Origin of the sequence: Verrucosispora sp. WMMD1129, from assembly GCF_029581255.1 — a bacterium.
Taxonomy (GTDB): Bacteria; Actinomycetota; Actinomycetes; order Mycobacteriales; family Micromonosporaceae; genus Micromonospora; species Micromonospora sediminimaris.
In genome coordinates this window covers 3,261,260-3,286,083 of the sequence record NZ_CP120741.1, presented here as the reverse complement: position 1 = coordinate 3,286,083, position 24,824 = coordinate 3,261,260, and the positions used below count along the sequence as shown (strand labels likewise).

Here is a 24,824-nt window from a genome sequence, read left to right as displayed (position 1 = left end):
GGTACTCCTCTCGTGATGGCGGACCGGTCGTGCGGGATCAGGCAGCAGCGGTCATCTCCTCTCGTGCGATCTGGTGTCGTTCCCGCGCCATGGCGGCGGCGGTGTTGGCCAGCAGGGCGTCTCCGGTGGTGCGCCAGCCGGAGCCGGCGTAGGTGAGTAGCCCGACGATCAGGGTCGTGTCGTCGCCCTGGTCGGCGTACTCGTGACCCTCCTCCGTGCGTCGCCAGATGACCCGGGCATCGCGGAGGATGCGGAACGTGACGGAGTAGGCGCGGCTTTTGGTGAGGAAGTGGCCGCCGAAGCCGAGCATGTGTGCCCAGCGTCGGAGCATCTGCCAGTCGCGGTGGCCGCCGAGGGTCCAGCAGGCGTCGATGAGCCGTTCGGGATGGGTGCCCTGGTGGTTGGCGTACAGGTCGATGGTGTCGCCGGTGAGGCGGCGGGAGACATGCCCGGTCGCTTCGGTGCTCTTGGTGGCGTACTTGGCGAGGTAGCCCGCGCCGCGGCTGTCGGTGATGTTGCCGTCGGCGTTGACCGGCTCTACGTCGAGGCCGATGTCAGGGTCGCCCCAGGTGATGTGCCAGCCGGCCGGTTGGACCGGGTGGGGGCGGGTGGTGAACCCGACCGTGGCGGCGGCGTGGGTGACGGCGGCGACCAGGTCGTCAACGCCGAGCCCGGCCGGCGGCGGCACGATCGCGGACGGGTCGTACGGGTCGACGCCGTCGAGGCGGATCACGGCGTGGTAGTGAACGACGCCCCGGCGCTGCATCTCGGCGACCTTGCCGAAGGACAGTTTGACCGGCGGCACCCGACGCACCCGACCGCTGGCGGTGACCTGCTCCACCCACGGCAACCCGAGCTGGCGCACCCGGGCACGGATGTGGCGGGTGATAGCGATGGTCGTGCGCCGCCACAACTCCGGAGCGGAGTGGTTCCACACCACCTGGGCATCGTGGTCGTAGCAGTCCAAGCACAACGGGACGCCGAGGGTTGGGTCGTCGTCGGCGTGCCGCTGATGGCAGCGCACATCCACACCGTGCGGGCACAGGTCGGGGTGGCGGCGGGGCCGGCACGGGATCTGCCGGCCGGCGCGGTCGGTGCGCTGCGTGTGCACCGGGCCGAACGAGGGTGCGGTGACGGTGGCGAACACCGCTGGATGCGCAGCGACGGTGGCGGGGATGCCTTTGCCGCCGGCGAGGCCGGCGCGGACGAGCTGGTAGAGCCTGTGTCGAAGTCGGTCACAGCCACTCGCTGATCGCGGCGACGTGCACGGTGGCTTCGTAACGCACGGCGAGCTTGTCGAATCGGGTGGCCACGGCGCGGTTGCGCTTGAGCCGGTTGATGCCGCATTCCACGGCGTGACGCTGCTTGTACCGCTCGGGATCGAAGGCCGGTGGACGGCCGCCCTTGGACCCCAGCTTGCGCCGGTTGGTGTCCTGGTCGGCCTTCGAGGGGATCGTCGCGGCGATGCCGCGACGGCGCAGGTAGCGGCGGTTGGCCTTCGACGTGTACGCCTTGTCGGCCAGGACCCGGTCCGGGCGGGTCCTGGGCCGGCCGGCGCCGAGACGGGGCACTCGGATCCCGTCGAGCACCGCCCTGAACTGCGGGCTGTCCCCGCGCTGCCCAGCGGTCAACACGATCGACAACGGCTTCTGCCCCTGCTCGCAGGCCAGATGCAGCTTTGTGGTCAGCCCACCGCGCGACCGGCCGAGCGCGTGATCGGTCGGCTCGACCGTGACCCCGCCCGGCGGCTCGGCCTGCAGATCCCCCTTTTACGCGCCCCAGCGGCGTGCTGATGAGCCCGGGCGACCGTCGAGTCCACCGACACGTCCCAGACCACGCGCCCGGCCGCATCAGCCACAGCCTGCAACACGGTCAGGATCTTCACCCAGGTTCCATCACGCTGCCAACGCCGGAACAGCCCATACGCCGCGGCCCAGGATCCGTAGCACTCCGGAACATCCCGCCACGGCGCACCGACCCTTATCCGCCACCTGATCCCATCAATGAGCTGCCGTTTCGTCCACGTCGACGGCCGACCTGGCCTACGCCCCGCAGGCAGCAGCGGCTCCAGCGCCACCCACTCTGCGTCGGTCAGGTCATGCCGCCTCGCCACCGCTAGGGTGTCCACGAGGTCTCCGGTGTTCGGGTTCTGCTTGGTCGCTGAACCAGATACCGGAGACCTCGCTACATCTCGAACACCGACACGCGAAGATCCTCAACCAACAACTCAAGCCCTGGCACCGACTTCGACACAGGCTCTAGGCGTCGCGTTGGTAGGTGTGGGCGCAGGACGGGCAGACCGTGTGGCGGCGGTTGCCGCACGGCTTGTAGATCTCCCCGTCCGGCAGCTCGGCTGTCGTGACCGAGGCCAGGAGCCGGCCGGTGGTGCGATCGATGGTGGCGACCTCACCGGCCAGGCGGATCGGGTGGGAGCAGCCCGCGGCCGATCGGACGTGTTCCAGCCAGCCGAAGTAGTCCGGGCCGGTGGCACGGGTGAAGGCCGACTCGTCGCGGCCGACGAACGCACCCGACGACGGGCCGGGGGTGGGGTGGGGCCGGTGCCCCGGACCAGACAGGTAAGCCTGGCCCGGGACAACGGCGATCAGGTCAGCGGCCACGGGTGCGGACCGCCTTGGCCGGTAGGTGCGTGATGGGGCCGGTGCCGAACGGGTTCGGCGTGTCGAAGATCCGGCCGAGCAGGGACGCCACGTAGGCGGGCAGGTCGGCCCGGTGGTGCTCCCACAGGTAGATGTAGCGGATCAGGACGTAGGTCTTCGGCAGCTCCACACCGTCACGAGCGGCGAGGATCTTCATACGGCCGATGAGCTGGACAGGTTCCCAACCCCGAGCAAGACGAGGTTGACGCCACCGGTAGGCGGCAGGGGTCGGGGTGGTGGTCATCAGGCCACCGCCTGCATGGCTGGTGCCGGGGTGACCGGGACGGCGGTTTCGATGACGCTGTCGATGCTGGTCAGGTACAGCCGGGACAGCGGCCCGTTCGGCAGTGCACGCAGGTGCATGACCGGGGCGAAGGCGGTAGGGCATCCGTCGATGCCGGTGCGGACGATCAGGTCGTCGTCGACCCGCAGGATCGTGGTGGCCAATCGACCGGGATAGCGGCTGACCGAGATGCCGTGCCCGGCCAGGGGCAGGTAGACGGCTTCGGCCTCAATGGCGCGGATGCGGTCGATGGGGTTGGCGATGGCGTCCGGGTCGCTGAGGATGACCCGCAGGCGCACACCTTGGTCAGCCTTGTCGAGCAGGAGCCCGGGAAGGTTCGGGACCAGGTCGGACAGGGCGAGATCGCCCATGATGATGATGCGACGCTGCGCGTCGATGAGGAGCCGGCCCCACAGGTCGGCGGGGACGGTGGCCCGGCCGGGCCAGCAGGCGGACAGTTCGTCAGTGCCCTCGATCTTGCTGACGCGGTTGTTGTGGATGGTGGGCCACAGGTAGGTGACGTCCACGTCGAGGATCCGCGCGGCCTGGTAGGCGGTACGCGGGTAGGGCGTGCGGTTGGCGTTGCCGATCCACCGTTCCACGGTCTTCGGATCGACGCCGAGCCTGGCGGCGAGGTCAGCCGGTGAACAGCCGAGCGCGAGCAGAGTCTCACGCAGCCGCTCATTGCAGTGGATGGGAGCAGAGGCAGCGGTGCCGGTAGTGGGGAGGGTGGGCCGAAGGTCAGCGGAGGTCAGGTGCGAACGAGCACCCGGCAGCGTGTCGTAGAACGCCTTCACAGGGGTCAACGCCACCGGCCGATGCCGGTCAACAGTCGGCAGGGCCGTGGCGTTCGTCTGAAGACCCGAGACGCGACTCGCAGGGACATGGGTACGCTGAACAGGCATCGTGTGGTCCTTTCGCAGAGGTAGACCGATGCACCGGCCTCAGCGAGTTGCAGCTCGCTGGGGCCTTTCTCTTTCGGCAGAGTACCAACTGAGTTGGTACTAGCCAAGGTGGGTTGGGTAGGTGCCTTGTGGCTCGCCCGCATCCAACGATGACCTTGATTGCCGACCAACGGCAGGTGTCAGCACGGGGACAGGTCAAAGTCCCCTGTCATGTCACTGGCTCAGAGGGCAATACTGGCGTCATGGGCGGAGACGAACACGGCAACGACGAGCGGCCGGTTTGGGCGACGAGGCTACGCGCGGAACGGACTGCGCGGAGCTGGTCGCAGGGCGATGCTGTCCGGGCATTGCGCGCACATTCGAACGAGCCCCTTCCCGCCGACAGCACGCTACTGCGCAACTGGAAGCGGTGGGAGTCGGGCAGTTCCGAGCCTGACAACTTCTACAAGAGCTTGATCGCCAAGACGTTCGGAACTGTTACCGCCGCATTCTTTCCGCCGCAAAGTGTCCAGGACAGTGACCGGCTGCTCCTGGCCGGGACCGGCATGGAGACGCTCGAAATTCTTGCCCGTGTGCGCGCGTCGGATGTCTCGCCAGCAACGCTAGAGGCCCTGCGCATCACAGCCGACCGTCTTTGCTGCGAGTATCCCTACATGCCGTCAGCGGAGCTTCATGCTGAGGGACGGGCGTGGCTTCGCCGAATTACCGCTCTCATGGACAGAAGGCTCACTCTTGCACAGCATCGAGAAATTCTGACTCTTGCTGGTTGGGTAGCACTTCTCGTTGGATGCGTCGAGTACGACATGGGTAACCGACGGGCAGCAGAGGCAACGCGCCGGGCGGCGCTGTCGCTCGGGGAGGAAGGCGGCAACGCGGCTGTTGTCGGTTGGGCGTACGAGATGCGCGCTTGGTACGCCCTGACCCAGGGTGATTACCGGGGAGTCATTGCCGCTGCCGAAGCCGGCGAAGTAGCAGCAGTAAACCAGAGCGCAGCGGTTCAGCTCGCAGCCCAACAGGCGAAGGCTTGGGCGCGACTCGGGGACCGGCGACAGGTAGAGGCGACCCTCGACCGTGGGCGGCGGATGCTGGAAGCCCTGCCGTACCCGGAAGACACCGATCACCATTTCGTTGTTGACCCTGCCAAGTTCGACTTCTACGCGATGGACTGCTACCGAATCGCAGGCGAGGACCGCCTAGCCCGCATGTACGCGCGAGAGGTCATCAAGTCTTCGACCGAGCCCAACGGAGTCGAGCGGAAGCCCATGCGCAACGCCGAAGCCCGAATCACGCTCGGAGTCGTGGCCGCTCGCTCCGGAGATGTCGAAGCGGCAGTCGCGTACGGCCGACGGGCTCTCGAAGGTGACCGCCAGTCGTTGCCGTCCTTGCTGATGTGTTCCCAGGAGTTGACCGGACTCCTAGCCCGGAAGCACCAGCGGCAACCGGAGGTGGCGGCCTATCTGGACGAGGTTCGCGCGCTCGCCCACTCCGTCAGCTAGGTTCCTGGCCCTCTGGGGATGGTCGACCGCCTACACCTGGCCGTGGTCGCGCCGTGTGCCATGCCCTGACCCGATCCGGCCGCCACATGTGCGTACGGCCTACGGTCATGTCCGGCTCCGGCATCTGCCCGCGCTTGCGGTAGTTCGAAACCGTCGACACCTTCACACCCAGGTACGCCGCCACGTCAGACGTTGTCCACCATTCCGCCTCCTGGCCCGGACTCACCTTCACAGTCACAGTTTCACACGCTAGCCGCCTAGCGTGACTACCACGCACGCTGCCGGCGGTGTTCCGTGAGCCTATGTGCGAGCCGGCTGCCGGCCGGGTGGTGAGAACTTTCTGTACGTCTTCAAGGCGGCCCTTGACGGGCCGCACGCGCCGCCGCCTGGGCGCGCGTCCGTCGCTCCGCTGGCGCTCCGGCTCCGGCCACGCAACACGCCCGGCGGCTGGCGCGAAGGGCGGAAAGCCCGGTGGGCCGCCGCAGCACGACAGCAGCATTGACCGGGTGGTGGTGGGGCCGGCAGCCGGCCGGGCCGCGCGACCACGAGCCCGCGCGGCGGAGGAGAGCGCACGCCGGCCGCGACGGCGAGCTGGCGGCGGTCGCGGGGGTTGCCGTTAGAGCGCCTCCGGCGGGGGCGCTCGGGCTCCAGGATGGCCAGGGCTCCGCCGGCGGGTCGCGGTCTGTGGGTGGTTGCGGTAGGCCATCCCGTCTGCCCTCGACCCGGGCGAGCCGAGCAGACCACCGCCCGACCCGCCAGCGTCCGAACCTGCGTCAAGGTCCGCTTGACGTGGCGGGCCGGGCGGCGGCCCGCTCCCCAGGAGGGCGGGTCGACGGCAGACGGGACGGATGAGTAGTGGATGTCTCGAAAGAATGGCTCAAGTCGGCGTGGGCGCATCTCAAGAATTCGGATACTGCCGCATTTATATCATCTTCGCTTTCGCCATTATTGCGCACTAGCAAAAGACGGTTTGCGGCATTTGCGACGGACTTCGCACCGACAAACATGAGTGTTTCGAGTGCAGCGATCTGCCTGGGTGCAATTTCTTTGAACCGCTTAATCGCCTGGAGGTGTTGCGACTTGAGCCTCTCGCGTTCCACCGCTGTTTCGTCGCTATCGCCTAGGGCGGCGATTTGTTCTTCAAGTTGCGCTTGAACTGACTCGTTTTTTCTCAGTTCGCCGAATAGGGACCAGAAGGTTATATAGGCACTCTTGCGCTCCTCATGACTGCGAGCCTCGCGCTCTTTCCATACTTCGAAAGTTCGAGCACGTTCAGCCTCTCGTGCCTGCGCCTCGCGTTGGCGCTCATTCTCCTCGGATTGGATGAGTAGGAGTCGTTCACCGTTTTTTCTTTGATATACAGCTCCAAGCCACCCCGCCGATAGCGTCCCTATCAAGGTTCCCGCTGTAGGGATGGCGAGCTCCCACCATTTGGCCATCTTCAGATCATCCCTCAAGCCTGCAACACTCGGCCGACTATGTGCCCGATGCGTGCCCGAAGCAGGGGTCAACAGCGGCAGACAGCGGCCTTCCCGAGAGCCGGAAGCTGCACTCTCCGTGCTCATCGCGAGGGAACACGGCCACGGTAGGTGTAGATCAACCCGATTCCCAAGCTGACAGTGCGGGTTCGATTCCCGTCACCCGCTCCATGCGAACGGCCCTGGTCAGGACGCAAGTCCCAACCAGGGCCTTCGACCCTTCCTGGGCCACGAGCGGCCGACGGGCCACGGCGGTCATCGGCGGACAGCAGTCTTGACCTGTACAAGGCAGGGGCGTCGGGTCTCCGTCTCCCGACACACCGGTCCGCATCGACGCTATCGCGTTGATCGTCGCGAGGCTGGGCAGCCACAATCCCACCATGTCCGACTCCGCACGTGGTCTGCTCCTGAAGCACTTCCGATGGATCGAGGGGCACGCTGACGTGTGGGCGGTATTCCGCGACGCCAACGCACTCCGTCATGTCGTCGCAGGTCTGGTCGAGCCGTTCAAGAACTCGGACGTCACCGCCATCTGCGGGATCGAGTCCCGGGGGTTCCTTCTCGGGGGCGCTGCGGCCGTGGAGTTGGGCGTCGGGTTCATCCCAGTGCGCAAGCGTGACGGGCTGTTTCCCGGCGACAAGATCACAGCGGCAGCCGAACCGGACTACCGCCAACGGTCGCACACCCTGCGCTTGCAGCGATCCTCACTCGGATCACACGACCGGGTTCTGCTCGTGGACGACTGGATCGAGACAGGCAGCCAGGCGCTCACCACCAGACAGATGGTCGAGCGGTGCGGCAGCAGCTGGGTAGGGTGCAGCGTTCTGGTCGATCAGCTCTGTGATGATCGGCGGGCGGCACTCGGCACTGTGATGAGCCTGGTGCGGGCCGATGAGTTGCCGGTGTGGACCGGCTAGAGGGCCCGACCGCTCGCGCGTGGGCTGAAGTGTCCACTTTGACCGGTGGGGCTACGCGCCCGGCTCGTCGTTCCTAGGCTCTCCCCGGCGAGGCGAGAAAGCGCCTAATTCGGGGAGACGAGGCATCCATGACCATGCGCACCAGTCGGGCCATCGCGGCGACGCTCCTTGCGGGCGTCGTCACCGCGACCGGCCTGCTCACGGGGGCGGCCGCAGCCCAGGCCGAGCCGGTGACGGCCGGCACCTTCACGATGACCGGGGATCCAGGCGACTGGGTCACCGGCGGCGCCACCTACAGCTACGACGCCGGGGCGGGAGACCAGCTGTCGATTCGCGCCGACGATCAGCTTCGCGGGGTCTACCTGTCGATCAACGGCAGTAACGGTGACTGGTGGTCGATGGAGCTCAAGGCACCGGCCGGCCAGCAGTTGGCCGTCGGCGACTACCCCGACGCCACCCGCGCGCCGTTCAGCGGTGCGGGCGCCGGCATCGACATCAGTGGCAACGGCCGGGGCTGCAACACGATTACCGGCTCATTCGTGGTCGCCGACGTGGCGTTCGGCCCGCACGGGTACGTGGAGCGCCTCGACGCCACCTTCGAGCAGCATTGCGAGGGCGGCGAGCCGGCCCTGCGAGGCCGGGTCGTGATCGGCAATCCGCCGCCGCCGGCCCCGCTGGAGTTCACCGTCACGCCGGCGGCGGACGGCGTCTTCAGCAAGCTGAACGGCAAGGCCACGGTGCACGGCACCGTGGCCTGCAACGCGGACGCGACGGTGCAGCTCAGTGGCCTGGTCACCCAGGTCAAGAAGAAGGTCATCATCCGTGGTCCCTTCACTGGCCGGGTCGACTGCGTCGAGGGTGAGACGGCGCAGTGGTCCGCGACGGCGGACCCGACCGGCACCACGCCGTTCCAGCGGGGAAAGGTCGAGGTCACCGGCAGCGCCTGGGCGAACGACCCGAACTACCAGGGTGAGACCGTGCAGGTCGAACTCGCGCCGACCACGGTGACGCTGACCCGGGCACCGGCAGCGGTCGAAGCTCTCATGTGAGGGCTGGTCTAGGCAGCACGAGGGGCCCGGTCCCAGGGGAGACCCTGGGGCCGGGCCCCTCGCCGTGCCCCAGCGGTGTGACCCGTACCCGCGTACCATCGTGATCATGAGGGTTGGCATCGTGATCCTGCCCGACCAGCGCTGGTCGGTGGCGCGGCACCGCTGGCGGCGAGCCGACGAGTGGGGCTTCGACCACGCCTGGACGTACGATCATCTGGGCTGGCGCGACCTGGTGGACGGGCCCTGGTTCGACTCGATGACCACCTTGACCGCCGCCGCGACGGTGACCACCCGGATCCGTCTCGGCACGCTCGTCGCCTCTCCGAACTTCCGGCATCCGGCGGCCTTCGCCCGGCAGGTGACCGCGTTGGACGACGTCTCCGACGGTCGGGCGCTGCTCGGCCTCGGCGCGGGCGGCATCGGGTTCGACGCGGCCGTTCTCGGCGGTGAGACGCTGCCCCCACGGCAGCGGGTGGATCGGTTCGCCGAGTTCACCGAGTTGCTCGACGCCATTCTGCGACAGGACGGCACGACCTGGCGGGGCGAATGGTTCGCGGCGGTCGACGCCCGGAGCAATCCGGGCTGCGTTCAGGAGCCCCGGGTGCCGTTCGTGGTGGCCGCCAACGGCCCCCGGTCGATGTGCGCCGCGGCCCGCTTCGGGCAGGGCTGGGTGACCACCGGGCCCGCCGCCGACGATCTGGACGACTGGTGGACCGGGGTGGCCGAGCTGACCACCCGCCTCGACGCGACCCTGGCAGCGCAGGGGCGTGACCCGGCCAGCCTGGACCGTTACCTTTCGCTGGACTCGGCACCGGTCTTCTCGTTGCGTAGCGCGCAGTTCTTCGCCGATCAGGTGGAGCGGGCGGCGAAGCTCGGCTTCACCGATGTGATCACGCACTGGCCGCGGGAGAGCAGTTGGTACGCCGGTGACGAGGCGGTCCTGGTGGATGTCGCCACCCGCCTCCTGCCCGAGCTGCGTCGCTGAACCTGCGCGCTGCCCGTCAGATCGGCGCGGGCTGCGGGCCGGATGGCCGCTCAGGTGCCGAGGTCGCCGGTGGCGATGCCGCCAGCTCCGGCGGACACCAGGCGGAAGCGTACGCAGACGATCTCGCTGTCGTCGGTGACCGGGGTGCCGACGCGGGCCCAGTACGCGGCGTGTCCGGCCCGCCATTCCTCGATCGAGCGGTCGCCCTCCCCCTCGGCGCGGGCGAAGTCCCACGGCACCTCGGCGAACCGGGTCACCTCGATGCCGGTCACCTGGACGACGGCCACCAACGCGTCGGCGTCGTCGACGAGGGCCAGCCGCTCTCCGACGTGCTCAAGTTCCTCGCCCTCATCGGCGTACTCGTTGAGCAGGCCGGCGGTGGCGGTCTTCACGCCGGCCAGCACGAGGGTGTTGAGGCGCGCCCGTAGCTCACCGGGGGTGCCGAGAGCCAGCGCGCGGAGTCCGCCGATCCGTGGCCACATCGGGTCGAGGCTACCGCCCGATCGCCGGCATCCGGTGGAGCCTGAGTGAGTCGTCCCGGAAGGGTGCGAATGGGAGTACGGTCGATGGCCGACGACAAGGAGATGTCCATGGCGGACCGACGTGCGGTGCTCATCCCGGGACGCGGGTACGACACCCGGTACCCCCTCTTTCTCTACCTGGGCGAGGCACTGCGCCGGGTCGGTTTCGGGCTGCACGGGATCTCCTGGCAGGTGCCGGAGCACTTCGACATCGACACCATCGGCAGATGGGTGTGTGACCAGGTCTCCCCGGCCCTGAACGAGCGAACGGACCTGCTGGTCGGCAAGTCACTCGGCACCCTCGCCGCGCCGCTCGCGGCCGGCCGGGGGCTGCCCGCGGTCTGGCTCACCCCGTTGCTGCACCGCGGCGACGTTGTCGACGCGCTGCGCCGGGCCACCGCCCCGTTCATCCTGGTCGGCGGCACCGCCGACTCGTCCTGGGACGGCGGAGCCGCCCGGCGGCTCACTCCGCACGTGTTGGAGATCCCCGGCGCCGACCATGCGCTGATGGTGCCCGGCCCGCTGGCCCGCTCCGCCGAGGCGCTCGGCCAGGTCTGCACCGTCGTCGAAGACTTCGTCCGCTGACCCCGTTCATGACGTTGTTGTCGCGCCTCGCCGGAGCGAGGGGCAGCAACATCATGATCAACGCGATGAAACGGGTTTTCAGCCGGGGAGGTCGGGGGTGGTGAGGAGTGCGGTGATTCGTAGGGTGGCCGCCAGGGTTGGTGGACAGGTGGCGACCACGGCGGCGGTGCCGACCGGGTCGGCGCCCCGGGCCGTACAGATCTCGTAGATCGCGCGTACCTGGGCGGCGGTGTCCACCCAGTCGTCAACCACCAGCACCCGGTCGCCCGGACCCAGGTGCCGGTCACGCACCGCGAGGTCCACCCGTCGACCGCGAAAGTCGGGGGGACTCTGCGCCCAGGTCAGCGAGCCGGCAGGCAAGCGTCCGTCCCCCGGCTTGTGCGCCGCCACGAATCCCACGCCGAGCGCGGTGGCCGCCAGCGGCCCGAGCAGGAACCCGGTGACCGCCGGGGACACGACCACCGTGGGTCGAGCTGCCCGGAACGGCGCGACAAGCGCCGGCCCCAGCTCGGCAAGCGTCGCCGGATCCCGCCACCACCCGGAGGTGTCGCTGACCAGGTGGCTCGCGCCCGGACCGGGGTCGACCCACCCGAACAGCTCGACGAGGCGTCTGCTCAGCTCAACGGGCATGTCACCATCCTGCGTCACCCGACAGTCGAACACCGGCCCTCCCGGCCCACCACGACTCGGATGATCGGCTGCACGTATCACCGCAATTGCAGTCATAACGCCATGATCACGTTGACTTCGGAAGTGCTTCTCTCGTTATGGTCCGACCCGGTTTGACCCGCTGAGAAAGGACCGGGCCGGTGGCTGGTAAGCACTCCCGTACCCGCAGGTTCACCTCGCCGGCCGGTCTGACGGCCAGCGCTGTGGTGGCGGTCGCACTCGCCGTCGGAGGCACTGTCGGCGCCGTACGACTGACCGCCGACGCGGAGCCGGCTCGACCGGCCGCGATCGACCTGTCGCCCACCCTGGGAACGGGCGTCCCCACGACCGGCTCGCCGACCGCGTCGCCGACCGCCAGCGCCAGTGCCTCGCCGAGCCCGACGGTGAGCCCGACGCCGAGTCGTACCGTCCAGGCGCCGTCGCGGAGCAAGCAGCGTACGGCCAGCCCGAAGCCGAAGCCGACGGCCAAGAAGACGACGGCCCGCCCGGTGGTCGACACCGGCTCCTGCGGCGCGTCCTTCTACTGGCAGGGTCAGATGACCGCCAATGGCGAGACGTTCGATCCGGAGGGAATGACGGCCGCCCACAAGACCCTGCCATTCGACACGAAGGTGCGGGTGACCAACCCAGCCAACGGCAAGTCGGTCACCGTCCGGATCAACGATCGTGGTCCGTTCATCGAGGGGCGTTGCCTGGACCTGGCCCGGGCAGCGTTCGCCGAGATCGCGTCACTCGATCTCGGTCACATCGAGGTCCGCTACGAGGTGCTCGGCTGACCCGGTGGAGCGTCGCGATCGGCTCCGGCCCCGGATCCTCGCGGCCAGATCCGTCTCGTCCGAGGGGCCAGGCTCATTCTTTCGCTCACCTACATCGGGCATGCTGTCGGATGTACGCACGCAACTCCTCCAGCCGGGCCGCGGCCCGCTGAGCCCCGGATCCCGCGCCGGCCTCGGCGCGGCCCTCGTCCTGCTCGCAATCGTGTCCGCGGTCGAGTTGGCGGACGGCCGTACGGCGAACTACATCGCGCTGATGGTTGCCGCGCCGTTCCTGGCCGCCGCGCTCGCCTCCTGGCGGATCGTGCTCGGCGTCGGTGCCGCCGCCTCCGTGCTGGGGGCGACCTTCGCCCTGGCCGAGCGGACGGTGTCGGTCGCCACGGCCGTCGCCGTGGCCGGCATCGCGTTGGGTACGGGTATCGCGGGGGCGGTGGCGGCGGTACGGCAGCGGCAGGCGGAGCAGATCGCCGAGCTGTCGAAGCTGGCCATGGTGGCTCAACAGGCGGTGCTGCGCCCGCTCGGTCCTCGGGTGGGTGCTCTTTCCGTGGCCGGCAGGTACATCTCGTCGACCGCCACGGCCGAGATCGGCGGGGACCTCTACGAGGCGATCGAAACTCCGTACGGCGTCCGCATGATCATCGGGGACGTACGCGGCAAGGGACTGGAGGCGGTCCGGCTGGCGAGCATCGTCCTCGGCTCGTACCGGCACGTGGCCTACGAGCGGGCCGATCTGCGGGCCGTGGTGACGGATCTGGACCGGGCAGTGGCGCGCAACGTCGGTGACGAGGACTTCGTCACGGCCGCGTTGGTCGAGGAGCGCGGTGGCACGCTCACCATCGTCAACTGTGGACATCCCGCGCCGCTGCTGCTGCGGCGTGGCGCGGTGATCTCTCTTGAGCCGCCGGCACCGGCGCCCCCGCTCGGCTTCATGCCTGTGGTCCGGCCACGGGTGGAACGGCTGGAGCCGGGCGACCGGTTGCTGCTGTTCACCGATGGGCTCGGCGAGGCGCGGCGGGACGGCGAGTTCTTTCCCACCGCGGACCGGGCCTGGCGGCTGCTCGGGCACGGTACGGTCGGTGACGGCCTCGCCTCCCTGGAGACCGCTCTGGTCGAATGGGTGCACGGCCGGCTCGACGACGACATCGCGTTGGTCCTGATGGAGTACACGGGCTCGCCGGGCAATGCGACGGCGGCGGTGCCGAGCTGGGAGGTCGGTGCGGCCGAGGGGTGAGGACCCTGAGGGCCCGGGTTGGTGACCTGAACGACAGGTGTGTAATGCCTGTCACTATCAGGATCGGCTTGTCGCTGCCTACCCGTGAGTAATAGAGTCAGGGTTACTGATCGGTAACACCTGTCCGGAAGCGGGGCCAGCAACGTGACCCACTACAAGAGCAACCTTCGGGACCTCGAATTCAACCTGTTCGAGGTGTTCGGAGCGGACCGGGCGTTCGGCCAGGAGCCGTACTCCGACCTCGACGTCGACACCGCGCGGAGCTTCCTCGCCGAGGTCGACCGGCTGGCTCGGCAGGACCTGGCCACCAGTTACCAGGACAGCGACCGCAACCCGCCGGTCTTCGACCCGGCCACGCACACCGCGCCGCTGCCGGAGTCGTTCAAGAAGTCGTACCGGGCCTTCATGGAGTCCGAGTTCTGGCGCCTGGACCTGCCCTCGGAGCTGGACGGCACCAACGCCCCCCGGGCGCTGTGGTGGGCGCTCGCCGAGCTGGTGCTCGGCTCGAACGCGCCGGTCTGGATGTACGCCTCCGGTCCGTCCTTCGCGCACGTGCTGCACGTGGAGGGCACCGAGCAGCAGAAGAGCTGGGCCAAGCTCTTCATCGACCGGCAGTGGGGCTCCACGATGGTGCTCACCGAGCCGGACGCCGGCTCGGACGTGGGCGCTGGCCGGGCGCGGGCGATCCCGCAGCCGGACGGCTCGTGGCACATCGAGGGCGTCAAGCGCTTCATCACCTCCGGTGAGCACGACCTGAGCGACAACATCGTCCACTACGTACTCGCCCGCCCGGTCGGGGTGGAGGGCGTGGGTGGCCCCGGCACCAAGGGCCTGTCGCTGTTCGTCGTCCCGAAGTACCACTTCGACGAGAACACCGGCGAGCTGGGCGAGCGCAACGGCGTCTTCGCCACCAACGTCGAGCACAAGATGGGCCTGAAGGTCTCCAACACCTGCGAGATCACCTTCGGCGAACACGGTGTACCGGCCAAGGGCTGGTTGCTGGGCGAGAAGCACGACGGCATTCGGCAGATGTTCATGATCATCGAGTACGCCCGGATGATGGTCGGCACGAAGGCCATCGCCACCCTGTCCACCGGTTACCTCAACGCGTTGGAGTACGCCAAGAACCGGGTGCAGGGCGCTGACCTGACCCAGATGGCGGACAAGACGGCCCCCCGGGTGGCCATCACCGCGCACCCCGACGTGCGTCGCTCGTTGCTGCTGCAGAAGTCGTACGCCGAGGGTCTGCGAGCCCTGGTCCTCTACACCGCCACCTGGCAGGACAAGGTCGCCATGGCGGAGGCGGCCGGCGACGAGAAGGCCATCAAGCTGGCCAAGCGGGTGAACGACCTGCTCCTCCCGCTGGTCAAGGGCGTCGGCTCGGAGCGGGCGTACGAGCTGCTCGGACACGAGTCGCTGCAGACCTTCGGCGGCTCCGGATTCCTCCAGGACTACCCGCTGGAGCAGTACGTCCGGGACGCCAAGATCGACACCCTGTACGAGGGCACCACGGCCATCCAGAGCCTCGACCTGATCTTCCGGAAGATCGTCCGGGACAACGGCAAGGCACTGCTGGCCGTGGCCGGCGAGATCCAGGAGTTCATCGCCACCGAGGCGGGCAACGGCCAGCTCAAGGAGGAGCGCCAGGCGCTCGGCAAGGCGCTCGCCGAGATCCAGAACATGCTCGGCGTGATGACCGGCTGGTTGGGTGAGGCGCAGGGCGGGGACACCCGGGCGCTGTACAAGGTCGGGCTGAGCAGCCGGCGGTTCCTGCTGGCCCTCGGTGACCTGGTCGTCGGCTGGTTGCTTCAGAAGCAGGCCGACGTGGCGCTGAAGGCTCTCGCCGCTGAGGTGACGGCGGCAGACAAGGCGTTCTACACCGGAAAGGTGGCTGCCGCCCGGTTCTTCGCCCGCGAGGTGCTGCCCCGCATCGGCGCCGACCGCCGCATCGTCGAGGGCGCCGACCTCGACGTCATGGACCTCCCCGAAGAAGCCTTCTAACCCACCCACCCGGTCTCGTTGATCATGAGGTTGGGCGGCGGTTCAAGAGCAACATCGCCGCTCACCTCATGATCAACCCCTTGTTCGTGGGGGTGCGGGGGTGGGTAACTGGGGGGTGGGTGGGTATGCGGTGTGGGCCAGTCCGAGTACGCCCAGAGCAACCGCACGGGGGAGTGCCGCGCACATGGGCATTGGTAGTGGGATCTTCCTGATCGCGATCGGCGCGATCCTGACCTTCGCCATCCGGGCCAACGTCTGGTGGGTCGACCTGCGGGCGGTCGGTTGGGTCTTCATCCTGGCCGGGCTGGCCGTGCTGCTCACCACGCTCTGGTTCTGGCAGGACCGCCGCAAGCGGGCCCGGACCTTGATCGTGGAGGAGAACCGGCTCTCGCACCCGACCGCGATGATGCCGCCGCCGCCCGATCCACCGCCACCGACCGCGCCACCGAGCTGAGCGAGCACCTCCACGGCACACCGCACGCGGGCTAGCCGCGTGCGGTGTGCCGTGTCTCGATCCGGGCCCCGCCGCGGCTCAGCTCCGCCCAGGGCAGGGCCGTCCGGTGCACCACGAGACCGCCGGTACGCAGCCCTTCCGGATCGGCCCGCACCGGATCGAGCAGTTCGGACAGTAGGGATATGCCGGGATTGTGGGCAATCAACAGGACCGTGGCCGCGGTCGGTGACACCTGCCGGATCAGGTGCAGCAGGTCTTCCGGATGTGCCTCGTAGGCGTCCGGTTCGTAGCGGATCACCGGAGCCGGACCTGCGGGACCGCTCTCCGGCGGTGAGCCGGTGATCCCCAACTGGACGGCGTGCCACGTCTGTCTGGTTCGTACGGCCGCCGAGCAGAGCACCACGTCCGGCAGCAGCCCGTGTCGAGCCAGCCACGCCCCGGCCGCCGCGGCGTCCGCCCGGCCGCGAGCGGCCAGCGGACGTTCGACGTCGGGACCGTCCGTGGTGGGCTGTTCGGCCTTGGCATGCCGCAGCAGCACAAGTGTCCGCTCGTCGTGCGGGCTGTCCGTCATGTCTCCAGCTTGCCGGATTGGCGATCTCCGTGCCGGGGTAAGTCGGTCGATGCCGCAACCTCATCCGTGGCCGCGGCGGAGTGGAATGCCAGCTTCGATAGCCAAGGAGACGACCAGATGGGCATCGGTGGCAGTATTTTCCTGATCGCGCTGGGCGCGATCTTCGCGTTTGCCGTGGAGGCGGACCTGGGCTGGCTCAACCTGAGCGTTGTCGGCTGGGTGCTGATGTTCGCGGGCGTCGCCGGGCTGATCGTGACCCTCTACTACTGGAACTCGCGTCGGCGTACGGTCGTCGCGCCGGTACGCGAGGAACGGGTGGTGGCCGAGCGCGCCGTGCCGGTCCGGGACGACCGGGTGGTCCAGGAGTACCGCGAGGTGCGCCGGCCCGGTCCCACGATCTGACCTCAGGGCCCAGCCCGACGGACCCAGCGGGGGTGGTGAGCGACGAGGCTCACCACCCCCGCTGTCGTCGGGTGTCGGCTCAGGCGAACAGTGCGAAGTAGATGGCGATGTGGTGGCAGATCGCGGCGACCAACGTGCAGGCGTGGAAGAACTCGTGGTGGCCGAAGACGGTGGGCCACGGGTTGGGGCGGCGCAGCGCGTAGAAGACCGCGCCCACGGTGTAGATCCCGCCGCCCACGGCGAGCAGCACCAGGGCCGTGACTCCACCCTGGTGGAGGATGTCGGGCAGCATCGCCACGGACACCCAGCCGAGGGCGAGGTAGAGCGGCGCGGAGATCCACCGGTTGGCGTGCGGCCAGATCAGCTTGAGCGCCACACCGCCCAAGGCACCGCCCCAGACGATCGACAGCATCATGACGGCGGCCCGGGTCTCCAGCAGCAGCAGGCAGAACGGGGTGTACGTGCCGGCGATGAACAGGAAGATCATCGAGTGGTCCATCCGGCGCATGACCGCGTAGCCGCGGGTCGACCACACCCGACGGTGGTACAACGCGCTGGTGCCGAAGAGGCCGCAGACGGTGAAGCTGTAGACGGCGGAGCTGACCAGGGGGGTCCAGCCCGGGCGGGTGGCGGCGATCGAACAGAGCACGATGCCGCAGACCAGGGCGACGAAGAACGCGTACGTGTGCAGCCAGCCGCGCATCCGGGGTTTCCCGATGTCGACCGGCTTGAGCCGGGGGCGTGCTGAGGTGGTCACGCCCTTAGGTTACGGCAGCGTAGGTTACTTTCGGGTAGTGCAACTGGTCACGCTGTCCGACCAGTGGCCGACCCGAAAGCATCCACTCTTCCGGGAGGATGGCGGAATGCGGATCAGACCGGTCGGCACGCACGCCCTCCTGCTCGACCTCGCGCCACCGGAGGACATCGATCCCGCCGCGCCGCCGAGTCGGGACACCGAGGTGACCGCCGCCGTCGAGGCGTGGCGGGCGGAGCTGTGGCACCGCCGCGAACTGGGCGAACTGGTCGCCGTCGAGATCGTGCCGGCCGCCACCACCGTGTTGCTCGACGGCGTACCCGATCCACCGGCCACCGCCGCCCTGATCGCCACCTGGACCGCCTCCGCGCCGCCCGACGGAACGATGACGGCGGCGCCCACCGCCGCATCCGCCCCTCTCGTCGAGGTACCCGTCAGCTACGACGGAGCAGACCTCTCCCAGGTGGCCGATCACTGGCGCACGGACGTACCGGGCGTGGTGCGTCGCCTGCGGGACACCGAGTTCCAGGTCGCATTCTGCGGCTTCGCGCCCGGCTTCGGGTACCTCACCGGGCTACCCGCCGAGCTGGCGGTGCCCCGGCTGCCGACGCCCCGGCAACGGGTGCCGGCCGGTTCGGTCGCCCTGGCCGGCCGGTACGCGGGCATCTACCCCACCGCGTCCCCGGGAGGTTGGCTGCTGGTCGGGCGGACCGAGGTGCCCCTCTTCGACGTGACGGCGGACCCGCCGGCCCTGCTCAGCCCCGGCACCCGCGTCCGGCTGGTGGAGCGGTGAGCGGCACCCTCGAAGTGCTCCGGGCCGGGGCGTTGACCACCGTGCAGGACCTCGGTCGGCCCGGCTGGGCGCACCTCGGCGTACCCCGTTCCGGTGCCCTCGACCCGGCGGCGCTGCGCCTTGCCAACCGCCTGGTCGGCAATCCGGAGCACGCGGCCGGGCTGGAGATCACCCTGACCGGCTGCGAGCTGCGACCCACCCGGGCCACCACCGTCGCCGTCGTCGGTGCCGAGGCGGACGTTCGGGTCGGCCAGCGCCCCGGTGACACCGGCCGCCCGCTGGCCGTACCGGGGGGTGCCCCGCTGCGCATCGGCCCCGCCCGACGGGGCCTGCGCTGCTGGCTCGCGGTGGCCGGTGGCATCGCCGTCACACCGGTGCTGGGCAGCCGCTCGACCGACACCCTCGCCGGGCTCGGACCGGCCCCGCTGCGCGACGGCGACCTGCTGCCGCTGGGCACCCCCGCCAACCCGCCCGCCCCGGTCGACGTAACCATGCCGGTGGCGTCCCCGACGGAGTTGCGGCTGACCGTGCGGCTCGGTCCTCGGCACGCCTGGTTCACCCCGGCGGCACTGGACCGGCTGCTCGGCACGGCGTACCAGGTGAGTCCGCTGAGCAACCGGGTCGGCGCGCGCCTCAGCGGCGCGCCGCTGCCCCGCGCGGTGGCCGGGGAACTGCCCAGCGAAGGACTCGTCCTCGGCGCGGTACAGGTGCCGGCGGACGGTCAACCACTGGTCTTCCTCGCCGACCACCCCACCACCGGCGGATACCCGGTCATCGCGGTGGTGGACGACGTGACCCCGCTCGCGCAGGCCCGCCCAGGCACTACGGTGAGATTTCATGGACCTCAACGCTGACCTCGGCGAGGGCTTCGGCATCTGGCGTCTCGGCGACGACCAGGCCCTGCTGAACCTGGTCACCTCCGCCAACGTCGCCTGCGGCTTCCACGCCGGGGACCCGGCCACCATGCGCCGGGTCTGCGCCGCCGCCGCAGAACGGGGAGTCGCCGTCGGAGCCCAGGTCGGGTACCGGGACCTCGCCGGCTTCGGCCGACGGCACATCGAGTACGAGTTCGCGGAGCTGCGCGACGAGGTGCTCTACCAACTCGGCGCGCTCAACGCGTTCTGCCGGGCGTACCGCACCCGGGTCCGCTACCTCAAGCCACACGGCGCGCTCTACCACGCGGCGGCCAGCGAGGAACTGCCGGCGGCGGCCCTGCTGGCCGCCCTCGAAGACTTCGACCCGGAGCTGCCTGTCCTCTGCCCGCCCGGATCGGTGCTCGCCCAACTCGCCCAAGGTGCCGGTGTCCGGGTGGTGGCAGAGGGCTTCGCCGACCGGAACTACCTGCCCAACGGTCGTCTGGTCCCGCGCACGTCGCCGGACGCGTTGGTCACCGACCCGCAGGAGGTCGCCCGCCGGGCGGTACGGATGGCCACCGAGCGGGTCGTGGTCACCGTCGACGGCGGTACGGTCCCGTGCGTGGTGGAGTCGGTCTGCCTGCACGGCGACAGCCCCGGCGCGGTGGCCGCCGCGGAACTCGTCCGTGCCGCCCTCGTCGACGCCGGGGTCACCCCCGCCTCGTTCGCCTGAGGTGCGAGGCAGGGCACCGTGGCCGGGCGTCAGCCGGCGTCCATGCCGCGCAGGACCAACGGCAGCCGGCGGGCGCCGCCGTCGACCACCCGCACCGGTACGCCCCAGTCCTGCCGGGTCAGGTGGCAGGCCGCGTGCTCCACGTCGGCGTCACAGGTGGCCGCCTGGGCGGTCACCTGAAGCACCCCGTCGGGCACCGTACCGTCGATCACCAGACGCCGGGACAGGTCGGTGCCGGTGCCTGCCCCCTCGACCAGCAACTCCGGCGGCGACGCGGAGACGACGAGCCGGGTGGACGGTCCGAAGGTGTCGTCCAGCTTCTGCCCGGGGGCCGGGGTGAAGACGACATCCAGCACGACCTCGCCCGAGGCCAGTTCCGTCGGCTGGCGCTCGGTGCGGTGCCGTGGACCGTCGACGGTTTCCGCGCCGGCCGCCGAGAGCGCACCGGGCGCCAGCCGGGTGATCCGGTGCGCCGCCGACTCCACCACCAGCACCGCGCCGTCGGCGGTGAGCACCAGGTCGCTGGGCTCGGCCAGGCCGCTGGCGACGGTGGCGACCCGATCGCTGGCCGGGTCGTACCGGCGTACCGCGCCGTTGTAGGTGTCGGCGATCAGGACCGAGCCGTCGGGCAGGGCACAGACGCCGAGCGGGTGCTGAAGCAGGGCCTCCGCTGCCGGCCCGTCCACGTGCCCGAAGTCGAACAGGCCCTGACCCACGGCGGTGCCCAGCACGCCGTTCTGCACGTAGCGGATGGCGCTCGTCTCACTGTCGGCCACCCAGAGCCGGTCGCCGTCGGTGGAGACGGCAAGCCCGGACGGCTGGGCCAGCCATGCTTCGGCCAGCGGCCCGTCGCGCAGCGCCTCCACCGTGGTGCCGGCGTACATGCCGGCGGTGCGCTTGATCGGGTCGAACCACCAGAGCTGGTGGATGCCGGCCATGGCGACGACGATCTTGTCGTCGTACCAGGCGAGATCCCAGGGTGAGGAGAGGTCGACCGATCGGGCGTCGTGCGCGTGGTCGTCGACCGTCGACCGCCACTGCCGCCCGGTGCCGGCCACGGTGAGCACCTCGCCGGTGGCCAGTCGTACGCCCCGCAGCAGGTGGTTGACGGTGTCGGCGACCACCAGGTCGTAGCCGGCGACCTCGGCGACGTGTGGCGGCAGCAGACACAGCCCCTGCGGCTCGGAGAAGGTTGCGGCACCGGCGGAACCGTCGGTCCGGCCCCGCTCGCCGGTGCCGACGGTACGGACGACGGTCTCAGCGTCGGCGGCCAGCTCGACCAGGCGGTGCCGCGCCGAGTCGGAGACCAGCAGGCCACCCTCGGGCAGGGCCACCGCCTTGCCCGGGAAGCGGAGGGTGGTCTCCGGCTCGGCGACCGGGACGTACGGACCGTCGCCCCGGTGCAGCGTGCCCTTGACCTCGTGGGTGGCGATCAGGTCGTCGATCAGCCGGGCCAGCCCGTCCGCGTGGCCCTCACCCGCCATGGTGGCCACCACGTATCCCTCCGGGTCGATCACCGCGAGGGTCGGCCAGGCACGGGCCGCGTACTGCTGCCACATGTCCAGCTCAGGATCGTCGAGGACGGGGTGGTGCACGCCGTACCGCTCGACGGCGGCGGCCAGCGCGTCGGCGTCCTTCTCGTGCTCGAACTTCGGCGAGTGCACCCCGATCACCACGAGAACGTCGGCGTACTTCTGCTCAAGGGGGCGCAACTCGTCCAGCACGTGCAGGCAGTTGATGCAACAGAAGGTCCAGAAATCCAGGACGGTTATCCGACCTCGAAGGTCGGCGAGCGTCAGCTGCCGCCCGCCGGTGTTCAACCAGGCCCGACCTCGAAGCTCGGGCGCCCGCACGCGTGCACTCATGCCCCCATCGTGCCCTACCGGCGGAGGCCAGCCGGCTCGAAGGGGAGGCGAGCCGGGCCCGGCCGAGGTCCGCCGGGCAGTAAAGAGGCGGGGTCACGGTTGCCCGTGACCCCGCCGTCGAGTGTGCGACGGATCAGCCGCCGGTTGCCTCCTTCAGGCAGAGCACCGGGTTGGCGGTGGCGCCGCGGAGGTCCACGTAGGGCATGGCCGGGTCGGGGCACTTGTCCTTCGACTCGACCTTGGACACCACGCTGAAGGCTTCCGGATCGGCGCAGTCGACCGCCACGGCGGTGTCGCCGGAACGCTTGACGCACGAGCCGACCGGGGGGTCGAAGGCATTCGAGTCGTCCGATCCACCGACCATGCCGAGGAGCATCAGCAGGCCGAGCGGAATGGCCAGGATGAGCACGGCGGCGACCAGCACCGCGGCGAGTACCCGCCCGTTGCGTACCTTCGGTGCCGGGGTTTCCGGCGCCGGCTCAGCGACCGGCTTGAACGCGTCGAAGCGACCCTGCTCGGCCTCGCCCGGACCCGGGCTCCACGGGGGTGCGGACTGCGGCGGCGGGGGGAACGCCGAGTTGTGCTCGCCGCCCGGCTCGGACCGGACGGGAGAGCCGTAGGCGCCGCCCGGGCGCTCGGACGGCCCACCGAACGGATCGTTGCCCGGCCCGCCGAACGGGTCACGCGGTGCGCCGCCGAACGGGTCGGCCGGACGCTCCGGCTCGGCGTGCGGCCGTACGCCGTTGACCGGCCGGTTCGCCGGAGGCGCGTCGATGAAGGACGGTATCCCCGGCGGGAAGGCGGGTGGAGCAGCTGGCGAAGCCGGGGCGGCCGGTCCGGCGAAGGCGTTCGGCCCGCCCATCGACGGCTCCCGGTCGGCGAAGCGGGGCTCCGGGGTCTGCTCGAACCGATCCGGGCCCTGATCGCCGCGCGCCCCAGCCTGGTCGACGTCGAACCGCCCCGGGCTCTGGTCGAAGCGGGGCACCAGGGGTTGCTCGCCGTGCTCCTGGGCCGGTTCCTCGGTGTGCTCGGGACGGGCCGGCCGGCCGTACACCCGTGGTTGTGGCGCGGGCGAACCGGTCGGGCGAACCGCGTGGTCGGCCGGGGGCATGACCCGGCTGGACAGTGGCACGGAGGCGCTCGCCGCGACACCGCCGCCGGCTGGCGGCGCGGCGCGGCCCTCGGCCTCCGGAGAGGTACGCGGCGCCGGGATGACCGGCGACTGCGGCTCGTCGTGCCGGGGCTCGGGGTGACCCCAGGCCGGGCCGCCGGCCGGCTGGTCGGCGACCGGGCGGCCAGGCGGTCCGGCCGGGTCGTCGGTGAACGGCGTGGGCTGAGCGAAGTCCGCAGGCGGTGTGGCGGCCAGGCTGGCCCCCGGCACCCGCTGCTCCTGCGGAGGCAACGGCACCATGTTGGCGGGGGAAATACCCGGGCCGGGCGCGGGCTGGTAGACCGCGTCCTCGGACCGGCCTGCGTCGGGTTCGGAGGTGGTTCGGGGTGCGGCAGGCTCCGCCGCCTGACCCCATGCCTCACCGGGTGCCCACGGCTCGACGTCCGGCACGGCGGACCGATCGGCGGCGGTGCGGGACGGCAGCGGCTCGGCGGACGGGCTCCAGGACGGTGGCGGGCCGGCAGCCGGATTGCCTCCGGCCCAGCCGGTCGACTCCTCCCGTGCGGGCGTGGCCCAGTCGGGCTGCGCCGGCCGGTCACCGCCTGGGTGCCAGCCCTCGGCCGGCTGCTCGGCCCAACCGCCCCCGGCCGGCTCCCCTCGCTGGCCGGTCGCCCAACCGGACTGCTCCGGCTGCTCGGGCGGCCATGCCTCGGCGCGTGACGACCCGTCGGTGGGCCGCTGCTGCTGGCCCGCGTCCGGGGCCGGTACCTGGGCGCTGGCCCGGGCTGCCGGCTCGCGGGCGGGGGGCGGCTGGTCGGCCTGCGCCCAGGTCGGCTGGGTCGGCTGGGGCTGACCTGCGGTCGAGGCCCAGCCGGGAGTCTGGTCGTCGGCACTCGGCGCGGCGGCCCAGTCAGGCTGCTGGCCACCGGCCCACCCGGTGGCCGCTGCCGGGTGGGACTGGCCCGGGGCGGGCTGCTCGCCGGCCCAGCCCGGCTGACTCGTGGCCGGTTGGTTGGCAGCCCAGTCGGGCTGACTCGTGGCCGGTTGGTTCGGCGTCCATTCGGCGGGGTGCGCGGTGTCCCCAGTGGCGGGATCCGTGGCCCAGGCGGGTCCGGCCTGGGCGCCGTTTGCCCAGGCCGGCCGATCCGATGTGGGCGGTGTGGCCGGTGCCCAGCCGGGGGCGGGCTGCTGCGGCTGGTCTCCCTGGGACGCCCAGTCCGGCTGGTTGCCGGCGGGCTGGTCCCAACTGCCGGGTGTGGCTTCCGCCTGCCGGGTCGCCTGGGCGCTGCCCCACGCGTTGCCCTGCTGGTTGACCCAGGCTGGTGCGGACGTGTCCGGGCGGGCGGGTGGTGGCGGCGCCCAACCGAGGTCGGGTGCGGATGCGCCGTACCCGTTGTCCTGCTGAGCCGGTCGGTCGCCGTACGGCGCCGATCCGCCGCCGCCCGGCGGCACCTCGTCCGGCTCCTGGCCGGGGCGGTGCGGGCCCTCGGACGTCATGCGTGCGCCTCCCTCATCACATGTCGGCCGCCGTCGCCGATGGTCTCGGCAGGGCAGCCGGCGGTGCCGGCGTACCGGCTGTGCCGGCTCCCCGCACCGTATCCCGGTCGCCGCCGGTGGGCTTCCGGGGAGCTTCGGCCATCACTGTCCGTCGCCGGGCGGTGTCGAGGTGCTTCTATCGCCTCGACCTGTCCCCGAGTGCGGACGACGACCGAGCCCCACCGTACCGGGCGCTGCGTC

The 24,824-nt window shown here is 70.4% G+C and carries 22 protein-coding genes and 3 pseudogenes; 13 read left to right on the top strand and 12 right to left on the bottom strand.

Annotation, left to right across the window (positions count from 1 at the left end):
• Positions 1-37: 37 nt before the first annotated feature.
• The 5 genes and pseudogenes from O7624_RS15280 to O7624_RS15260 form a co-directional block, all read right to left on the bottom strand.
• A pseudogene (locus tag O7624_RS15280) lies at positions 38-1,216 on the bottom strand (replication initiator); the annotation flags it as partial.
• A 19-nt stretch (positions 1,217-1,235) separates the two neighbouring features.
• Positions 1,236-2,128, bottom strand: a pseudogene (locus O7624_RS15275) (IS5 family transposase).
• Between the two features lie 133 nt (positions 2,129-2,261).
• Positions 2,262-2,618: pseudogene (locus O7624_RS15270) on the bottom strand (replication initiator); the annotation flags it as partial.
• Complete coding sequence (locus tag O7624_RS15265; protein WP_282240486.1) at positions 2,608-2,901, bottom strand: hypothetical protein; 294 nt, start codon at positions 2,899-2,901, stop codon at positions 2,608-2,610. The pseudogene O7624_RS15270 and the gene O7624_RS15265, both read right to left, overlap by 11 nt.
• Positions 2,901-3,752 carry a helix-turn-helix transcriptional regulator gene (locus O7624_RS15260; protein ID WP_282240485.1) on the bottom strand — a complete coding sequence of 284 codons (852 nt, stop codon included), beginning with the start codon at positions 3,750-3,752 and terminating at the stop codon, positions 2,901-2,903. The genes O7624_RS15265 and O7624_RS15260 overlap by 1 nt, the downstream gene beginning before the upstream one ends.
• Before the next feature lie 335 nt (positions 3,753-4,087).
• Between O7624_RS15260 and O7624_RS15255 the strand changes: the two genes are divergently transcribed.
• Positions 4,088-5,341, top strand: a complete 1,254-nt coding sequence (locus O7624_RS15255) for an XRE family transcriptional regulator (protein WP_282240484.1) — start codon at positions 4,088-4,090, stop codon at positions 5,339-5,341.
• 773 nt (positions 5,342-6,114) lie between these two features.
• Here the strand turns inward: O7624_RS15255 and O7624_RS15250 are convergent.
• Positions 6,115-6,780, bottom strand: a complete 666-nt coding sequence (locus O7624_RS15250) for a hypothetical protein (protein WP_282240483.1) — start codon at positions 6,778-6,780, stop codon at positions 6,115-6,117.
• A 419-nt stretch (positions 6,781-7,199) separates the two neighbouring features.
• Here O7624_RS15250 and O7624_RS15245 point away from each other — a divergent pair, with 419 nt between their 5' ends.
• The 3 genes from O7624_RS15245 (at position 7,200) to O7624_RS15235 (ending at position 9,770) form a co-directional block, all read left to right on the top strand.
• The gene (locus tag O7624_RS15245; RefSeq protein WP_282240482.1) at positions 7,200-7,736 is read left to right on the top strand and encodes a phosphoribosyltransferase family protein; all 537 of its coding nucleotides are present in this window, start codon (positions 7,200-7,202) and stop codon (positions 7,734-7,736) included.
• A gap of 128 nt (positions 7,737-7,864) precedes the next feature.
• Entirely contained in the window at positions 7,865-8,785 is a 921-nt protein-coding gene (locus O7624_RS15240; protein ID WP_282240481.1) for a hypothetical protein, read from the top strand.
• Positions 8,786-8,891: 106 nt separating this feature from the next.
• Positions 8,892-9,770 carry an LLM class flavin-dependent oxidoreductase gene (locus O7624_RS15235; RefSeq protein WP_282240480.1) on the top strand — a complete coding sequence of 293 codons (879 nt, stop codon included), beginning with the start codon at positions 8,892-8,894 and terminating at the stop codon, positions 9,768-9,770.
• Positions 9,771-9,820: 50 nt separating this feature from the next.
• Here the strand turns inward: O7624_RS15235 and O7624_RS15230 are convergent, their stop codons facing one another.
• The gene (locus tag O7624_RS15230) at positions 9,821-10,252 is read right to left on the bottom strand and encodes an ASCH domain-containing protein (RefSeq protein WP_282240479.1); all 432 of its coding nucleotides are present in this window, start codon (positions 10,250-10,252) and stop codon (positions 9,821-9,823) included.
• Positions 10,253-10,360: 108 nt separating this feature from the next.
• On the opposite strand from O7624_RS15230, the gene O7624_RS15225 reads away from it, so the two are divergent.
• A complete protein-coding gene (locus O7624_RS15225; protein WP_093409425.1) occupies positions 10,361-10,876 on the top strand; it encodes an alpha/beta hydrolase in 516 nt (171 codons plus the stop codon).
• Positions 10,877-10,954: 78 nt separating this feature from the next.
• Here O7624_RS15225 and O7624_RS15220 read toward each other — a convergent pair whose 3' ends face one another.
• Entirely contained in the window at positions 10,955-11,506 is a 552-nt protein-coding gene (locus tag O7624_RS15220) for a phosphoribosyltransferase family protein (RefSeq protein ID WP_282240478.1), read from the bottom strand.
• Positions 11,507-11,685: 179 nt separating this feature from the next.
• On the opposite strand from O7624_RS15220, the gene O7624_RS15215 reads away from it, so the two are divergent.
• The 4 genes from O7624_RS15215 (at position 11,686) to O7624_RS15200 (ending at position 16,004) form a co-directional block, all read left to right on the top strand.
• Positions 11,686-12,321: a septal ring lytic transglycosylase RlpA family protein gene (locus O7624_RS15215; protein ID WP_282240477.1), complete on the top strand. Its 636-nt coding sequence runs from the start codon at positions 11,686-11,688 to the stop codon at positions 12,319-12,321.
• Between the two features lie 100 nt (positions 12,322-12,421).
• Positions 12,422-13,549 (top strand): PP2C family protein-serine/threonine phosphatase, encoded by a 1,128-nt coding sequence (locus O7624_RS15210; protein WP_282240476.1) that lies wholly within the window; start codon positions 12,422-12,424, stop codon positions 13,547-13,549.
• Positions 13,550-13,693: 144 nt separating this feature from the next.
• Positions 13,694-15,550: an acyl-CoA dehydrogenase gene (locus tag O7624_RS15205; RefSeq protein WP_282240475.1), complete on the top strand. Its 1,857-nt coding sequence runs from the start codon at positions 13,694-13,696 to the stop codon at positions 15,548-15,550.
• Between the two features lie 184 nt (positions 15,551-15,734).
• On the top strand, positions 15,735-16,004 hold the full coding sequence (locus tag O7624_RS15200; protein ID WP_043961115.1) for a DUF6458 family protein: 270 nt from the start codon (positions 15,735-15,737) through the stop codon (positions 16,002-16,004).
• 31 nt (positions 16,005-16,035) lie between these two features.
• Here the strand turns inward: O7624_RS15200 and O7624_RS15195 are convergent, their stop codons facing one another.
• Positions 16,036-16,575, bottom strand: coding sequence for a histidine phosphatase family protein (locus O7624_RS15195; RefSeq protein ID WP_282240474.1), 540 nt, complete (start codon positions 16,573-16,575; stop codon positions 16,036-16,038).
• 117 nt (positions 16,576-16,692) lie between these two features.
• On the opposite strand from O7624_RS15195, the gene O7624_RS15190 reads away from it, so the two are divergent.
• Positions 16,693-16,977, top strand: a complete 285-nt coding sequence (locus O7624_RS15190; RefSeq protein ID WP_093409140.1) for a DUF6458 family protein — start codon at positions 16,693-16,695, stop codon at positions 16,975-16,977.
• Between the two features lie 79 nt (positions 16,978-17,056).
• On the opposite strand, the gene O7624_RS15185 is transcribed toward O7624_RS15190, so the two are convergent.
• The gene (locus O7624_RS15185) at positions 17,057-17,734 is read right to left on the bottom strand and encodes a hemolysin III family protein (protein WP_093409137.1); all 678 of its coding nucleotides are present in this window, start codon (positions 17,732-17,734) and stop codon (positions 17,057-17,059) included.
• A 106-nt stretch (positions 17,735-17,840) separates the two neighbouring features.
• On the opposite strand from O7624_RS15185, the gene O7624_RS15180 reads away from it, so the two are divergent.
• Genes O7624_RS15180 through O7624_RS15170 form a run of 3 tightly spaced genes read left to right on the top strand, consistent with a single transcriptional unit; the run spans position 17,841 to position 20,111 of the window.
• Complete coding sequence (locus O7624_RS15180; protein ID WP_282240473.1) at positions 17,841-18,524, top strand: allophanate hydrolase subunit 1; 684 nt, start codon at positions 17,841-17,843, stop codon at positions 18,522-18,524.
• Complete coding sequence (locus O7624_RS15175; RefSeq protein WP_282240472.1) at positions 18,521-19,378, top strand: biotin-dependent carboxyltransferase family protein; 858 nt, start codon at positions 18,521-18,523, stop codon at positions 19,376-19,378. The genes O7624_RS15180 and O7624_RS15175 overlap by 4 nt, the downstream gene beginning before the upstream one ends.
• Entirely contained in the window at positions 19,362-20,111 is a 750-nt protein-coding gene (locus O7624_RS15170) for a 5-oxoprolinase subunit PxpA (RefSeq protein ID WP_282240471.1), read from the top strand. Before O7624_RS15175 ends, O7624_RS15170 begins: the two co-directional genes overlap by 17 nt.
• A gap of 29 nt (positions 20,112-20,140) precedes the next feature.
• On the opposite strand, the gene O7624_RS15165 is transcribed toward O7624_RS15170, so the two are convergent.
• Complete coding sequence (locus tag O7624_RS15165; protein WP_282240470.1) at positions 20,141-21,976, bottom strand: NHL domain-containing thioredoxin family protein; 1,836 nt, start codon at positions 21,974-21,976, stop codon at positions 20,141-20,143.
• Positions 21,977-22,109: 133 nt separating this feature from the next.
• Positions 22,110-24,584, bottom strand: coding sequence for a hypothetical protein (locus O7624_RS15160; RefSeq protein WP_282240469.1), 2,475 nt, complete (start codon positions 24,582-24,584; stop codon positions 22,110-22,112).
• Positions 24,585-24,824 lie beyond the last annotated feature (240 nt).